Origin of the sequence: Chitinophaga sp. 30R24 (assembly GCF_049056765.1) — a bacterium.
Taxonomy (GTDB): Bacteria; Bacteroidota; Bacteroidia; order Chitinophagales; family Chitinophagaceae; genus Chitinophaga.
Map to the genome: position 1 here is coordinate 141,000 of NZ_JBJGXX010000008.1, position 16,481 is coordinate 157,480.

Annotated in this window: 10 protein-coding genes; 4 read left to right on the forward strand and 6 right to left on the reverse strand. The window is 40.1% G+C overall.

Translation table 11 applies throughout. The features are described from left to right. Window positions 1-79: 79 nt before the first annotated feature. Window positions 80-853 (reverse strand): pseudouridylate synthase, encoded by a 774-nt coding sequence (locus ACDQ55_RS16515; RefSeq protein ID WP_420982555.1) that lies wholly within the window; start codon window positions 851-853, stop codon window positions 80-82. 967 nt (window positions 854-1,820) lie between these two features. Here ACDQ55_RS16515 and ACDQ55_RS16520 point away from each other — a divergent pair. The 3 genes from ACDQ55_RS16520 to ACDQ55_RS16530 are packed head-to-tail and all read left to right on the forward strand — an operon-like array spanning window position 1,821 to window position 8,256. Beyond that, window positions 1,821-4,973: a SusC/RagA family TonB-linked outer membrane protein gene (locus tag ACDQ55_RS16520; RefSeq protein WP_420982556.1), complete on the forward strand. Its 3,153-nt coding sequence runs from the start codon at window positions 1,821-1,823 to the stop codon at window positions 4,971-4,973. Window positions 4,974-4,984: 11 nt separating this feature from the next. Continuing rightward, a complete protein-coding gene (locus ACDQ55_RS16525) occupies window positions 4,985-6,442 on the forward strand; it encodes a RagB/SusD family nutrient uptake outer membrane protein (protein WP_420982557.1) in 1,458 nt (485 codons plus the stop codon). Window positions 6,443-6,468: 26 nt separating this feature from the next. Further along, a complete protein-coding gene (locus tag ACDQ55_RS16530; protein ID WP_420982558.1) occupies window positions 6,469-8,256 on the forward strand; it encodes an amidohydrolase in 1,788 nt (595 codons plus the stop codon). Window positions 8,257-8,673: 417 nt separating this feature from the next. Here the strand turns inward: ACDQ55_RS16530 and phnW are convergent, their stop codons facing one another. From phnW to ACDQ55_RS16545, 3 genes are all read right to left on the reverse strand, one after another. Further along, the gene (gene phnW / locus ACDQ55_RS16535; RefSeq protein ID WP_420982559.1) at window positions 8,674-9,798 is read right to left on the reverse strand and encodes a 2-aminoethylphosphonate--pyruvate transaminase; all 1,125 of its coding nucleotides are present in this window, start codon (window positions 9,796-9,798) and stop codon (window positions 8,674-8,676) included. Between the two features lies 1 nt (window position 9,799). Continuing rightward, on the reverse strand, window positions 9,800-10,585 hold the full coding sequence (phnX, locus tag ACDQ55_RS16540) for a phosphonoacetaldehyde hydrolase (protein WP_420982560.1): 786 nt from the start codon (window positions 10,583-10,585) through the stop codon (window positions 9,800-9,802). 338 nt (window positions 10,586-10,923) lie between these two features. Further along, window positions 10,924-12,228, reverse strand: coding sequence for a DUF5690 family protein (locus tag ACDQ55_RS16545; RefSeq protein ID WP_420982561.1), 1,305 nt, complete (start codon window positions 12,226-12,228; stop codon window positions 10,924-10,926). 493 nt (window positions 12,229-12,721) lie between these two features. Between ACDQ55_RS16545 and ACDQ55_RS16550 the strand changes: the two genes are divergently transcribed. Continuing rightward, on the forward strand, window positions 12,722-13,615 hold the full coding sequence (locus ACDQ55_RS16550; protein WP_420982562.1) for a hypothetical protein: 894 nt from the start codon (window positions 12,722-12,724) through the stop codon (window positions 13,613-13,615). Between the two features lie 420 nt (window positions 13,616-14,035). Here the strand turns inward: ACDQ55_RS16550 and ACDQ55_RS16555 are convergent, their stop codons facing one another. Both ACDQ55_RS16555 and ACDQ55_RS16560 read right to left on the reverse strand, forming a co-directional pair. Then, complete coding sequence (locus ACDQ55_RS16555; RefSeq protein ID WP_420982563.1) at window positions 14,036-14,821, reverse strand: S1/P1 nuclease; 786 nt, start codon at window positions 14,819-14,821, stop codon at window positions 14,036-14,038. A gap of 583 nt (window positions 14,822-15,404) precedes the next feature. After that, on the reverse strand, window positions 15,405-16,265 hold the full coding sequence (locus tag ACDQ55_RS16560; RefSeq protein WP_420982564.1) for a hypothetical protein: 861 nt from the start codon (window positions 16,263-16,265) through the stop codon (window positions 15,405-15,407). Between the last annotated feature and the right edge of the window lie 216 nt (window positions 16,266-16,481).

The following is a 16,481-nucleotide window of genomic DNA, read 5'->3' on the forward strand; positions in this document are numbered from 1 at the left end:
TTAAGCCATTACTTTAAAAGAATGGATTGTTTTACGTTGTACAATTTTTGAGTTGCGTATCCCCTTAACGGGAGTACGATTATGTTAACATATGTGCCAATATTGGCGCGCACTTTTCGTGGCAAGGAGGGTAAAATTGGCCATGCTTCCAGGTAGCCGACTTGGGAGATAGCCCCCACCAAAACTCTGCCAGCGCTAAGGGTTCCATATGGTGGCGGAACGCATATTGTAAGAGTTTAGGAGCAGCACATTCACCTGCCCCTGCAGGAGGGTTTTTATAAGCAGCGTTTTCAAAAATCTCCACCAAACTCTTTGATATTCCAGCTTTATTAATGAAATGGTATTGATCATAAATTTTTTTCTGTAATGAAACGGAATGATCCTTACGCAGTGCTTTTAACCGTTGTATCTCTTCCTTATGGTCCTCTTGGCTCAATTGCTCCAGACTTCTGATTTTTTGATTAATATACGTTAGTTGCGTCATTCCTTCATTCAGGAAGCCACTTGCTGCCACACCATCAAAAATAGGTGGAACAAATCCTGTATGATGGTTTCCTCCTGCAAGTTTGCCAGAAAAGGCTGCCAAATAACCGAGTTGTTGAGCGGATGTTCGTACCACTAATACACCAAACATTTTTCCTATTACGGCCCCAGCAACATCTGCAGTGAAGCCAAAGTTATGGCTCCACTCTTGTTGACGACGTAAATGCGATTGTAATTCTTCTGCCGCCAACATGCAAAGCGGATGCTTTTCATTATCCACAGAAAAGGTAAGCCCCGCAGCTAATGCATGTGCTGATACTGCATCCTTAAATGGGCAGAATACTGAATTTTCAAAAGCCGGGCTATGCATGATTTATTAACTGTTACAAATAAAAAGCCGCAGAAAAATCTGTGGCATGTTGTTGCTTACGCTGGATGTCTAATATAAAGCCGGTATATTAAAAATAGTTGGCATTTACAGAGGCTTATACAAAATGCGGCGGCGAAGTTAATGAAATCTATCATTACTATTTCAAATAACGGCATATGCGTGGCGGACATCAAAAAGCGCCTTATTTATTAATGAGACGCTCTTTGATGTATTATATGAGCAATATATCATCGCTGGCACCCGGCGACAGCAATCGTATGCCTTTATTTCCTTTCATAGCAATATGAGAGCAGGAATTTTATTGCCCTAACTGTTCCGGCAAACTCGATATTGACAATACTTTCATATAACCTTTGTACGTAACAATACTAGTTATTAAGTAAATATTAAGTGAATATTAAATGAATGTCAAATAATGAAACAACACAGAATATTCATACATTATTCATGATGCATTCATTCTTTAAATTTCATAAGCTGGGTATTTTCGTATTCGATAAACTACAATAGTTCGTTATCTCTATATATGCTTATGAAGCCATAGAGGCTAACTTAAAGGTGGCTTTGACAAATTTATTATTTAATCGGATGGTTAATGTTGTACAAATAAATAATTTTTTAAAAACAAATAAGCATTATGTATTGGGTATGTGAAATCAAGAGAAAAAGATTATCCTGCCTAGCTAGCCTATTGAACAATGTATGAGCGATAATAAAGGTGAGTGAACGCTTTGCTACATTACCTGCCCATAACTGAACCGTTTGGTGTTCTTAAAATTCGATCTGGGAAATGAATTGGATAATATTCAATCCCATCTTTCGCTGATGAAAAATATTCTCTTGCTTTATCATAAACAGGTGGAGGAACACTCCTAGATGAACAAATTAGCACTTGTTAATCTTTCATAGAAGCCAACATATAAAAAAATAAATATAATTAATAAGTATGATAAATAAAAAGGAATTTGGAAAAATTATCCAGATTGTACCATTTTACCTGATTTTTACCTGGCTAAATATCTCAAATCTTTTCGCTGCAGGTAATACAGGCATGGATAGTGTAAAGTTGGTACAGCAACAATCAATAACCGTGTCTGGTAAGGTAACCGATACAGATGGAAAGCCTTTGATTGGCGTAAATGTCTCGGTAAAAGGAACTCAGATAGTGACGGTCACAAATGTCGACGGCAAGTATTCCATCAATGTCCCCAATACCAATGTTGTTCTTTCATTTTCGTACATAGGGTACCGGACTTATGATATTACAGTGCTCGACAAACGTATTATTAATGTCGAACTCACTAATGACTTGCAACAGATGAACGAAGTAGTGGTCACAGGATTTGGCGATTTAAAGAAATTCCACAGCGACGGTTCGACTTCGATGATTAAAGCGGACAATACGGAAGGAATGCCCAATCGAACTGTGGCCTCCATGATTCAGGCCAATGCCCCCGGAGTAGCCGTAAACACCACTTCTAGTCAGCCGGGTGGTGTTTCCACCATAAGAGTCAGGGGATATGGGTCATACAGCGCATCCAACAGCCCATTGTTGGTAATAGATGGTGTTCCTGTGATTTCGGGCGACATCAATAGTACAGGACGATCGGGTAGCCTCGGAGGAGGAACGGAAATTATGTCAACGCTCAACCCCTCCGACATCAGCAACATCACCATTATCAAAGATGCTGCCGCCGCGTCGTTATGGGGTTCGAGAGCAGCTAATGGTGTTATTCTTATTACCACCAAACAAGGTAGTAAAAACAAGCCAAGGATAAGTTTTTCATCCGACTTCGGTGGCTCTGATTTTGCCTACAACTATCGCCCGGTAATGGGAGGAGAAGAAAGACGTCAATTCATATACGATTCTTATGTACGTCAAGGTATGTATGTGAACAAATTATCAGAGGCAGATGCAATAGCATACGCCAATGGAATGGCTAAAGCCGATTCAAGCAGAGATATTCCACGCTGGGCGGTAGCGCCATGGTCGGGATGGACCGATTGGAGGACAGAGGCTTTTAGGAAAGGTTCGCAAAATAATCAGGAATTATCCGTGTCTGGTGGGTCAGACAAGATGACTTATTATACTTCATTCAGCCATACCAATTCAAAAGGTATACAGAAAATTGCGGACCTCGACCGCTATACTGGCAGGGTGAATGTTAAATATGACGCCAAAAAATGGCTCCGTCTGGGAGATAACCTGATGTTTTCGGATATGAAACAAGGCCTTGGATATGATGAGAATTGGTATACTTCGCCTATGTATGCCGCCTTCATAAAAAATACGCCTTCAGATGCCGTATACAACAAGGACGGCACATTCAATACCGTTCTTATTGGCGGAACATCCCGGAATATTGTTCCATTTTATAAATACAACAAGAACCAACAGCAGGTTACAAGAGCGTTCAATACCATGTACATGGAATTGACACCACTACCGGAACTCACATTAAAATCAACGTATAGCTATGATTTTACCTTATCCAGAGGCGACAAGTGGGACCATCCGATAAATGCCAACCAGCCAACGCTTAACGGTACGACTGATAAAATCTATGATGAATACCGCCGAAGGATTTGGTCGTCTAATGTCAATTATGTAAAGACATTGGGCAATAACCACAATCTTGACGCTTTGCTTGCATTTGAGGTTATGGATAGCTATGATAATTCTTTGAATGGTCAGGCAACAGGCTTCCTAAACTACGACTATACCGAGATCGGTAACGGTTCAGTACCGGTAAGTGTCGGCGGATATTTTTCGCAGGATCGAATGGTGTCTTATATTTCGAGAGCGAATTATAACTGGAAATACAAATATTATGTGGGAGGAAGTTTTCGTCGCGACGGTACTTCACGATTACATCCTAGTAGCCGGTGGGGTAACTTCTGGTCGGTTTCTGCCGGATGGAAGTTTACAGAGGAAGATTTCATGAAAAGCATCAGTGATCTTATCACAAACGGTAAATTACGCGTTTCTTATGGCGTCAATGGCAATAGACCTTCTGGATCATATTCTTATTTAAGTCTTGCTTCAACAAATTCATATAATGGCGGCACAGCATTGATGGCAGGTAATATTGCCAATGAAAAGCTGGTGTGGGAAGGTAACTATACTTTGAATACAGGGCTTGATTTATCGATCAAAAACAGGGTTGACCTGACTGTTGAACTTTATGACAGAACCACGAAGAACTTGTTTATGAATCTCCCAGTTTCACGGACAACTGGTTTCTCTTCCTACACAACCAATATCGGCAGTATGAGAAACAGGGGTGTTGAATTTACCGTAAATACGCAGAATATCAAAAGGAAAGATTTGACATGGAATACGCAGTTCAATATCTCGCACAATAAAAATGCGATACTAGAAATGGATGGTACTGATGCAGATGTAATAAGTTCCTATACGATTCGAAGAAAAGGGCTTCCGCTGTATCAATACTATGTGATTGAGTTCTCGCATATTAACCCGGAAAATGGCCGTGCCATGTTTTTCATGAACAATAAACTTCCGGACGGGACAATTAATCGTGCCGTGACAGACGATGGCAGTAAAGCGACCCGTATTCCTTACAAATCGCCGTTCCCTACAGCTATTATAGGATTCTCGAACAATTTCAAGTGGAAGTTATTAGACCTCAGTTTTACTTTTTCATCTACACTGGGAGGATATTCGTATGACAGGGCTGGCGATAAAACAGAGAACAGCGGAGCTGCAGATGCGCTCATCAATCAGATTCCAACGTTTTACAGAGATAGCTGGAAAAAACCAGGCGACAATGCCCAATATGAAGCATGGATACCCGGCACTTCAACCACCTACAGTATGGGAGCGTATCACAATTCCCGTCGAATCCACTCTACTGACCATATCAGGCTAAAAAATTTGTCTGCAGGTATCAGCATGCCTAAGGAATGGACCAATGCAATGAAGGTAAACCAACTGCGTGTTTATTTCACCGGACAAAACCTTTGGACACTCGCTGCATACAAGGGGTATGATCCTGAAGTACCAGATGATGGATCAATGTGGTACAATACTCCGCCTTTAAAATCTTATTCTTTTGGTATCAATCTAACTCTTTAAAATATACACAGATGAAAACGATTTATAATAAACTATTGATCGCAGTGATGATGATTATTCTTTCATCCTGTGGAAAGAATTGGCTGGACTTGCTCCCCAGCAACAAAATAGAATCGAGTGTCGCTATTAAAACTGTTACAGATGCCCGTTCGGCAATTAACGGCGTATATTATCAGATGCAACGTTCCAGTTATTATGGGGGAAGAATGATGTGGCATGCCGACATCTGCGGCGACGATATACGGACATGGGGAAATAGCAGTACGCGTAGTGGTGCAACCTATCGTTATGATTATAACCCGCAAAATGCTCCCTCAGAGTTATGGAGTCAACCATATGCGGTGATACGTCTTGCCAACAATCTCCTTTCGTTGATAGACCATATTGAAGTTACGCCGGCACAAACGACAGAGCGCAATTATATTAAGGGCGAAGCGCTTATGGCGCGGGCGCTGGCACATTTCGATATTTGCAGGGTATACGGATATCCTTATTTGAAAAACAACGGAGCTTCCCTGGGCGCCTGCATCGTAACAAGCCCCCTGGCAGCTGACGCTAAACCTGTAAGGAGCACTGTTGCCGAGTGTTATGAACAAGTGATAATTCCCGATTTAGTGGCTGCCATTCCGTTATTATCAACAGACAGAACCGCTTCCCGTGCGCGTTTCAACAGATGGGCAGCAAAATTATTGCTCAGCAGGGTGTACCTCTACAAGGGTGACAATGTAAATGCGCTGCGTGAAGCAGAAGAATGCATCACTGGAGCACAGGCAGCAGGTTATGCCCTCTATACAAACACCAATTACCCGACGCAATGGCAAACAAAGTATTCTACCGAGAGCCTTTTTGAAATTGTTAACAACGCCGCGCAAAATACCGGTTCAGATGGCATCCCCAACTGGTGTGCAGCAAATACATCGAATGCATATCACGAAATCGGACTGACACAGTCGTTCTACAACCTGTTGAGTGCTGATCCGAATGATGTGAGACTCACCATGCTGCGTAAAGGAGTTAATTATGCAAGTGCTTTTCCAGCGTTTATACTTAAATATACCAATGGTGGCAGCGCACCAACAGAATCGAATGTAACGCTTTACCGTCTTTCGGAAGCATATCTTAATGCTGCCGAAGCAGCTGCGAAACTGGGTGATCAGAACGATAAAGCTGTGAGCTATCTTAATGCAATCGTTAAGAGGGAAAATCCCGCGAAAAGCATTACAGACGTGGTTACGCTGGAAAAAGTATTGGAAGAAAGACGAAAAGAACTTTTCGGTGAGGGGCATCGTGCATTCGATCTGTTGAGAAATGGCCTGACAATTTTCAGGGCGGATGATGCAGAAAGCAAAATGTTTTTGCCAGATTACGCAAAAGTAATTGACTGGAATAACTTCAGGTGCATATTGCCGATTCCGATCGTGGAAATAGACGCGAACTCTAATATAGTACCAAATCCATGGGGCAATTAATAATAAAATAAACAGATATCAGATAAATGAAAAGCATAACTCAATTCGTACTATTCACGCTAGCAGTATTCTTGTTAAGCCACAACTCATGGGCAACAAGCGTAGTGCGTTTCGGCGGTGATGACGTAATCTATATTAACGGGACAGTAATTACTATGGATCCCGCTCGTCCCTATGCAGAAGCTTTCGCTGTCACTAACGGCCGCTTCTCTGCGATTGGGACGAACGCCGAAATCCGCCGTATGGCTAAGCCATCCACGAAGATTATCGATCTTAAAGGGATGACAGTTACTCCCGGATTCAACGATACTCACCTCCACCCCTCCGGTGTCTACGACGAAAACTCACCTTATTACGTTCCCTGGCTTGGTCCTGAGAAAGTCCATAACATGGATGAGCTTATTGCCGTATTAAAAGCTAAGGCAGACAAGACGCCTCCCGGCCAGTTGGTAAGAGGTGTGCGCTATCAGGATACTAAGTTAGGCCGACACCCAACCCGGTATGATCTTGACAAGGTTTCCACTGAGCACCCTATCTCAATTTCCCACTCGTCAGGGCACATCACCGTTGTCAATTCGTATATCCTGAAGGCTTCAGGTATCACCAAAGACACACAGGACCCTCCCGGCGGTTCTTTAGGCCGCGATCCCGATGGCACGCCAAATGGCATCATCGAGGAATCTGCGAGTCGGTTGTTGAGAGGTATGGGTAACGGTTCCGAACCGCGTATTCCGTTTGATGCCCAGGTAGAGGGTTATCTCGAGTGTTTCCGCAACTATGCGAGAGTAGGTATTACCAGCATCGGTATAGCCGGTGGAAGCCCTCAATCGTTCCGATTGTATGATGCCGTGCGCGCTGCTGGTGCCCCCATCCGTATGGCCTTCATGTTTTCTGAGTCCAACGTTCCTTCACTTAAAGCTGCTGGTATAAAAAGCGGCTTCGGCGATGATCATCTGCGCATAACATCGATCAAGGTTTTTCACGGCAACTCGCTTAGCGGCCGTACCTGCTGGCTCTCAGAGCCATATTCCGACAGGGCAGACTACTACGGTATTCCGCCTGCCCGCTCTCAGGAAAGGCTCGATTCAGCATTTCAAGCCATGCACGACGCGGGATTCCAGACAGCCACCCACTCGAATGGCGATCGTGAAATCGACATGGTGCTTACTGCCATAGAACATGCCCAGGCTAAGAATCCACGGCCTGATGCGCGCCACCGCATTGAGCACGCGAGCATCATCACCTTACCGCTTCTTGAACGAGCCAGGAAAGCCGGCGTCATCCTTGTCTTCCACTCCTATATGTGGGAGCATGGGGATAAGTTGGCGTCTTATGGTGAAAAACGGCTTCAGATGACGCATGCTTTCCGTACCGCAATTGACATGGGCATTTCGGTAGCCGGCCATTCTGATGCCACTGTATCTGCAGCCAATCCGATGTTGCGTATTCAGGATATGGTTACCCGCAAAGGCGAAAACGGCATCGTGTACGGAGGTAATCAGCGTGTTACTGTTGAAGAAGCAATTAAAGTATGGACTATCGACGGTGCTTATACTACTTTCGAAGAGAAAGAAAAAGGCTCCATCACTCCCGGCAAACTAGCCGATTTTGTGGTACTGCGGAAAGACCCGCGCAAAGTTTCGCCCGATGCAATTAAGGACATTATTATTGACGCCACTTATGTGGGGGGAAACAAAGTTTGGCAGGCACCGAAGGATATGCTAAATGCCATTCATAATTTCGTCCCTGGCATCGACTTCGGCGATGGCGACGAAGAAGAGAATCTGAATCATGTCCATGAGGTGATTTATTAGAGAGAAATGAAATAGTTGAAGACATAGAAGGCATAATAAACCTTTATTTCAAGCATTATTTTATAAGTCATCGATGGAAAAAGAGGCTGCTCATATTTTTGAGCCAGCCTCTTTTGATATTTTATATACCCATCGGTCGAAACAAAAGAATCTAAAGTAGTTTTATCTGGTTCTGGAGATGGATTTTGGAAAGGCTCAACTTCATCAAATGATACATTTTTTCTAATGGAAGATGCTTTTAGTTAAGCATATCAAAAAATGTATAAAAAAGAGGTCGTCTCTTATGTTTGCGAAAACATGGAGACGACCTCTTTTTTATCATATCAATATCCAGCTTTGCTTGAAAAGTTGGCTTCCAGGGCTTTCCTCTTCAGATGAACAATGACGTTATGCAATTATTTTTTTAAAATCACCCAGCTATTTTTGACTACCATTACCTTTAAGATTTTTAGATACATCAATCGTCGCAATTGCCGCTATTAATCTCTTAAAATCATCGGGGTAAACTTCTCCGATTGTGCCGATTCTGAATGTTTCTTTTTCTGAAATCTTTCCAGGATATATAACGAATCCTTTTTCTTTTAACTCCTTATAAAACGAGTTGAAAGAGAATGAAGGAGTTGGATAGAGAAATGAACTAATTATTGGTGATTGCAAGAACGTATCAAGCAAGGGCTCAAAACCGATGGCCTGCATGCCTTCCATTAAAATTTTATGATTTTCCTGATAGCGGCGATGGCGTTCGGATATTCCACCTTCTTCATCTAATTCATCCAATGCCTGCTTAAACGCCCTAACGACATGGGTGGGCGATGTAAACCGCCATTTTCCCGATTGTTTTTCCATAGTATCCCACTGAGCGAAAATATCAAGAGACAAACTACGGGCATTACCTTTACATTGAAGGAGGGCTTCTTTCCTGACGAGGATAAAGCCAAATCCGGGAACCCCTTGTAAACATTTATTAGAGCTTCCGATCAGAAAATCAATTTTCAATTCTCCGATGTCATAGGGAATTCCACCAAAACTACTAATCGCATCTACGATCAGGCATTTATTATGTTTTTTTACCACAGAACATATTTCTTGGAGCGGATTCAAGATGCCCGTAGTTGTTTCACAATGTACAAACGAAACATGTGTAATATCGGTGTGGCAACTTAAATAATCATCCACTTTAGATGGAGACACTGTTTCAGATTCGATCCAGGTGATTTTATCATGAGGAATATTGGCATATTCCGCAATTTGTTGCATACGATCGCCATAAGCTCCGTTGCTTAGTATCAATAATTTTCCATTAGCAGGAATTGTACTGATTAGGGTTCCTTCTACCGAAAAAGTTCCGCTGCCTTGCAATAATACGCTGGTATAATCGCTCGTTTGTTTAGTAGCCAAACTCACCAATCTCGCCCGAATATCTTGAACGATATTTATGTTATAATCGTCGTCCCACGTACACCAATCACGAAGCATCGTTTTTTTTACGGTTTCGGATGTCATCAAAGGACCCGGAGTAAGAAGAATATAAGGTTGTTCCATTTTAAAGTTTAGTGTTTATTGAATGAATAATCTCCGGCAATTCTGCAATTGTGTTAATGACATAGTCTGCTCCTGCCTGCAGCATATCTTTTTTGATAGTATTAATTCTTTCTTTCAAATCATTTTCGGGTATACGCTTCATTTCTTCTTCCGTGAGGCCCAATATATTTCCACCTACAATAATACCTACGGTCCACACCCCCGCTCTTACTCCTTCTTTTATATCTTCTATCGTATCACCCACTTTTACTACCCGATCCAAATATTGTACATTAAGATTTATCATGTTTTGAAAAATCATGAAAGGAGCCGGACGTCCTGCCGGATAAAGGTCTGGAGTTACGCAACTATCCACGTGATAGCCTTTTAATAAAGCTTCAGGGCGAACGATTTCCATCATAGCCGCCGTATAGCCTGTGGTTGAACCTATTTTTATATCATCCGCTCTTAATTGATTCATTATTTCTATTACGCCAGGTATAGGAGTAGTGTAACAAGATAGTTGGCTAAATAAATGTTTTTCAAAAGCCTGATTCAAACTGAGCACATCCTCTTCATTCCACATCCTTTGTTGCTTTTCTGCAAATAAGCCACCAATGCGTGGCATTTGCAACAATTGCCTGATATGCTCTTTTTTTGACAATCCCATAGGAATGCGAATTTCCTCTACCGATATCGGTATTTGAATGTCACCAAAAGCTTTGGCAAACGCATCAACGGGAGCAAAGCATCCGAAATCAATTGCCGTTCCGGCCCAATCCATAATTACACCTTCTACTTTTTTCATATTCAATATATTTTTTTCTTATTTAACTTTTTTCTTTTGTTCATTCTGCTCATAAGATATCATCTACTTTTACCTGCTTTTTCAAAGGGTAGACCATACTGAATTATATCAATTCATCACAAAAGTATGTTGCCGGATCAGCATGAATTATGAATACGTTATAAATAATGTATGAATATTCCTGTGGTTTTATTAATAACCTGAATTTCTTTGTAATGAATTTAAGTTGCCAGTTAAATTATTAAAGGTGTAAACGTGATGGGAACAGCACCCGGCCCGGCTTTGTGCAATTTTATTTAGTTGTCACTTTGTGTGTTAAGCTGCTTTGATATTGTTTTTCATTTTTCGACTGTTAATGATCTTTTTGTAGTTGTTAAATATGCCTTATTCCTGAAATAAAACAACGATAGCAAACCTAATAATGCACCTAAGCATGATACTACCATAAGTGAGTCTTTAAAAAAGATTGTCCAGCCTATTGCTGTACTTCCAAATTCATGAAACAGCAAAATAGAGAAGCTACCGAGGTAACCAATTGAATCTGCCAGATACATCAAAAAGCCAATGTTGCTTTTATAATTAAAACAAGCAATCATTCTTTCGAAAAAAATTGCGTTATATGGAACGTAGGCCATGTAAAGTCCCAGCCCCAACAATCCCATCCAGGCAACGGGACCTATATATGCCTTGTTAAACAACAGAGTGCCCAGACCTATTAGCAGGCATCCGGTTATTATCATTCCATGAATAATGCTAAACGCTTTAAAGTTGTCTTTTATCAAAATCAGGAAAGCCATCATCACCAGAACAGCTATTGAGATAAACGTGTCTATTTTCGTGTAAATACTATTGTTGTGAATACCAAGTCCATCCCATATTTCCACTTCAAAATTATCGCGTATGTCACGCATGCAGGTAAGTAGTACATAAATTGCCAGGGTTAAAATTATCCCGGGTAAGAAAGTTAAAACGAAGGAAGTCCTTTCGGCCAAGTTCATAGGCACACGTTCAGTTCTAAGCATTTTATCTTCTTTACTCGGTTCCGGCATCATTTCCAGGCAGAAAACGAACAATAGTAAAGGAATGATAAAAATGGCCCCGGTAAACACGGGCATCCAATATTCACTAATACCGGTATGCTGCATTAAATTTCGGGCAACGGTTTTAACAAAACCCGAAGCAAAAATCAGGCTGACAGACATCATGGCGCCCATAAATTCTGTTGTCTGCCTTCCTTCAAGATAACTGAATACCAGTCCCCAAACTAAACCTAAAGGGAAACCATTAAGCAGCAGAAAAATTATGTTATAAGGTGCCGGAATTATTGCGAATCCCCATAACGACAACCAGGAAATACCGATAAGTAAAAGAATGTATTTAGCCCGGTTGTTTTTCCCTCTTTGTGAAATGAACTTAATGCCGTAAAGTTTACTGAAAATGTATCCGATCATTTGTGCTATCACGAGGCAAACTTTATAATTAATCCCAAAAAAGGGATCCCGGTCAAAAGTGCCGGCAGAGAAGGCTTTCCTGAAAGCGTACATACAAGCATAGCATCCAAAAGCGGAAAGACCACCTAGTAATGCAATCCAGCCGGGATGCCAGTTTGCTGCCCGGTTTCTGAGGTTGGCAGATAATTTCATGGGAGATTTATTAGTTTTCAATAATGCTCGGCACTTCCTTTAAATCATCAATTATATGAGTAGCTTGGTGAAGCTTAAGCTCTGAGCTTCTAAAAGAACCCATAGTAATTGCTCAAGCAACATGCTGATTACTTCTGGCTTACGATAACCTAGTCAAAGAACCCTTTGAGTTTGGCGCTATTGCCGCATAAGCAAACACACATTTATATAATAACTATTGAAGTTTATCGGATTCGAAAGTATCTAGATTATGAGATTTAAAGAATGAATGCATTATGAATAATGTATGAACATTTCTGGTTATTTTATTATTTGACATTCATTTAATATTAAGTTAATATTTATTTAATATTTATTTGATATACACATTATTGCATTAACAAAAGTTATATGAAAAATATCGTCAATATGGAGTTTACCAGCATCTTAGGTCATATAAATAAAAGAATTTCTTAGCAATAAATAAATACTTTTGCCAGCTTAAATAATGTTTATGGCTGTTGAATTTTTTGAGGAAGTATATGAACTGATAAACGTCTTGCGTCAAAAAGGAGTTAAAATGAAAGACATTGCAGGCCATGTCAATTTACAGCCAAGTGTTTTGTCAGCTCTATACTCAACCGTTTTACCGACATTTGGTAACAAGCAAAAAGAACTTGGCGATGAAGAAGCATTAAATTATGCACTTTCTCAGGTAAATAATATTTCCAGAAAACGACTTTTGAAATCTATTCCCCAGATACATGAGAGTCTGAAATTATTTAGCCTTGATAAAAAAACAGTTTCAGGAGAAACATTCATCCAATCACTGGAAAATTTTACCCAGAAAACAGATGAAGCTGCTTGCAGTTATTTAGGGCTATACGATAGTTATAGCATATCTTCCGCTCGTGATACTTTAAAAATTGAACCGTTTATTTTAACGAATGGAGAAAATAAATCAATAAAAGTTATGCGTAAAAGCGCATATAACCTCGTTAATACAGGTGTTGCGATAATAGCTAATGGACAAAATTTATACATTATGCTTAATGAGTCGGATGAATCACAGTTAGCCTTGGTTACCATATACCTACATCTACCTTTTTATCAAAACGCTCAACTTTTAAGAGGCATATATATGGCATTGGATTATAATCGCAACCCAATTGCCCGACGTATTCTTTTTGTGAAAAAATCCGATTCTCCGAATGAAGAAAGTTTTAATTCGTTAGAAGGGAAAATTGTTGAAAAAACAGATTTAGCAGCCGAACTTAGTATGTACTATGATTATGTTTCAGGCATTTCGGATACTATCAAGATGTATTCAGTTCCTTTTCCTAAATTTAATCAGGAGGACTTAGTCACAGAAAAAAAAGTTTTATCTAGTTTTAATCAATTGCATTAAGTTTTTGGAAAAAAATATCTGAAAAATTCTGCTTTTTATTTATCTGAAAATTTTAAAACGGCGATTCTTCACCGGGAGAAATCTATCGCCTATTATTTTAATGACAGCTTTTGAATAGGATAGCCAAACGCTTTAATAATAAGAATAGCTTTAAATTCATAAGATTTAATAAATGCCCATCCTTCCTTTTCCCAAATGGCAATTAATGCTGTTGGGGCTTATGCTTCTAATGAAAGTATAATCGCTGTTGCATGATATTAGCAGACGAAAATATTCATACCTGTATATTCAACTTAGTATAATCGATATTAAAATCTGTAAACAAAGCAGCCTTCAGATCTAACGACCTGAAGGCTGCTTTGTTTGTGACGGCTAAGGTTACCTGCAACCGACAGTATGAATGAGTTTTATTAATGAATATTATTTGAACAGCCTGTTCAAAATACCGGCCAAACGTATACCTGCCTGCTGTATGCGCTCATTGATAACAGGAATATGTCGCTGATAATATTCATTACCAATACTACGACCGTTCAAGGCATCAACTTCGGCATAAAGTTCACTGCTGATCTGGTAGCTTTCCCATAGCCATTCCATGGCTGGGTCACGCTGCCATCTTTTGATTTTACCAGTCCGAATGTGATCAAGTTCTTCTACAAGCTGTTGGTAGCTTAAGCCCTGGGTTCCGATCAGTTTACTATCCCAAAGACTGTGCAGATTGATTCCCTTACCTTCATAATTGAGCTGGATAGTATTACCCCCCTTATCCTCTTTTCTGCTAATATGCATTGGCTGATGCAAATCCCCTACTAGGTGTACAATAAATTTTAAATCTGTGACCTTTTTCTCCTGTGGGGTAGCTGGATCTGCCAATTCTTTTTCCAATTGTGTGAGGGCGCTATATACATTCTGTTCAGTTGTTGCTAAAACCTGCGCTTCGAAAGCGTTGCGGTCTAATCCCAATGGCAAATTTAAAAAGTGCCAGGGGGCAGTCTCCTTGAATTCTTCCTGATTACGCACCTCATCTGCCCAGGTTGCCACATCTGCTAATGTCTTATCGCCTAAAAGCTGTTGAACAGCATTTCTTGCCTTTTTAGACAAATGGTCATCTGCGATTTTACCGACGGTCTGGTGTCCGACGTTTCCCCAGGAAGTTAATAATAACGTCAATATGGCCATAAGGCCTAGTAAAGTTGGCTTTTTCATATCGCAAATTACTAATCTGTAAAATGCTATTTATTAAATTTATATTATGATTTTATTTTCGCTTATTACTTTCAAACACATGTTACAAAAAAAGATAATGGAATCGTCTCCTATGCATGAAGGACTTAACAGAAATTCACCGTGTATAGATGGCCGATTATTAAATAAAAACAGGGTGTCTCTGATATCAATTAGAGACCTTTCGGGCTTTGGTTAAACGGCTTCTTGTATTTAATCTTTCTTTTTAAACTGTTCAGGTATTTCATCCCATCCATCCGGAGGGGGGCACTATGGTAGAATCAGTCACCTTGTATCGAGATAACATTTTGCTACCAAAGGGAAACCATGGAATATATTTCACAATGTATCTACTATTGGGATATTCGACCATCATAATATTTGCGTCACCGAAAAATTCTCTCACTTTATATAATTTTAATTACTGTAACCTATTGTTTAAGGTTGGGGGCCTTGTACCATACTTCTTACATAATGTTATGGATTAATAATATTATTCACGAGACAATGAGCTGCCGGGGGTTTACGGCAGCGATTGTTCAATTACGTATTTCAGCAGTTTTAATTATTTTCCGTTGCTACATTCCAGTACTTCCAGGCGTTCCTTCAGGGATTTGTTCTCCGCAGATAGCTTATCCTGCTGCTGTTTCATATCAATCAGGTAAAGGGTCATTTCTTCAATCTTCTGCAGCAGTATAGTATTCATTTTACCCAATTCTATTCCTTGTTTACCAAACTCCTCTGCGGAAGGTACTCCTTCCAGATGTCCGTTCTTATTTACATAGGCTGCTACATCTGCAAGAGAGGGCAGTTGATAATCTTTGGCAAATACAAAGTCAGGCCAGTTGGCTTGCAATTTCACTCGTACTTCCTCACTGAGAATTTTTCCTGCAACGGCTAATTTATATCCCATCGGATCTGTAGTACCAATCCCGATATTCTGGGAATTAGCCTTAACAGTCAGGGCTGGTATCAGGTTATTCACCTGGATGTTATCGACAGCAAAAATTTTAATATCCTTTGTTTGTCCGCTACCATTTTTTGTAGAGAGCAGAATAGCTGAATTAGAGCCAGGCAACCATTTTTGTGGGATTGGCATTTGGTCATTATCCATTCCAAACATAACCATAGCGGAATTGTTGATATCCACATTTTCATAACAGTCAAACACCATGTTAAACTTTTTTGGATTATTGGAAATCTTTGAGGTAGGAATAAAACGGACGTAACAATTGCCTCCTGACTCATCTCCGTCAGGTTTAATTTCCAATAATCCGCCAATTCTGGCTTTACCTTTTGTCTCCAGTGTCATTAAACTGCTACTCCCATTCAAGTTCAGGTTAATCTTATCAAAGGTGCCTGTTTGCGCATTCGCGCGTAAACATAATGCTGCTGGTACTACAAGTAGGATAAATGATAGCTTCATAGTTATAGATCAAGATGAAAAATCCACATCTTTTTAAAATGTAGATCAAAAACAACAAATAGAAAGTTAACAATATAATTGAGTTCTGACTTCTTTCAACGCTCGAATATAAATTAAAAAAAGTATAACTATAAAAGCAAATGTATAGCTCCTAAAATTAAGGATCAATTTTTTTATATTCCTCTTGTCATGATATATATTACTTAACTCAACCCA

Coding starts and splice junctions, on each gene's coding strand:
- ACDQ55_RS16515 (WP_420982555.1), bottom strand. CDS start 853: ATGCATAGCCCGGCTTTTGAAAATTCAGTATTCTGCCCATTTAAGGAT.
- ACDQ55_RS16520 (WP_420982556.1), top strand. CDS start 1,821: ATGATAAATAAAAAGGAATTTGGAAAAATTATCCAGATTGTACCATTT.
- ACDQ55_RS16525 (WP_420982557.1), top strand. CDS start 4,985: ATGAAAACGATTTATAATAAACTATTGATCGCAGTGATGATGATTATT.
- ACDQ55_RS16530 (WP_420982558.1), top strand. CDS start 6,469: ATGAAAAGCATAACTCAATTCGTACTATTCACGCTAGCAGTATTCTTG.
- phnW (WP_420982559.1), bottom strand. CDS start 9,798: ATGGAACAACCTTATATTCTTCTTACTCCGGGTCCTTTGATGACATCC.
- phnX (WP_420982560.1), bottom strand. CDS start 10,585: ATGAAAAAAGTAGAAGGTGTAATTATGGATTGGGCCGGAACGGCAATT.
- ACDQ55_RS16545 (WP_420982561.1), bottom strand. CDS start 12,228: ATGAAATTATCTGCCAACCTCAGAAACCGGGCAGCAAACTGGCATCCC.
- ACDQ55_RS16550 (WP_420982562.1), top strand. CDS start 12,722: ATGGCTGTTGAATTTTTTGAGGAAGTATATGAACTGATAAACGTCTTG.
- ACDQ55_RS16555 (WP_420982563.1), bottom strand. CDS start 14,821: ATGAAAAAGCCAACTTTACTAGGCCTTATGGCCATATTGACGTTATTA.
- ACDQ55_RS16560 (WP_420982564.1), bottom strand. CDS start 16,265: ATGAAGCTATCATTTATCCTACTTGTAGTACCAGCAGCATTATGTTTA.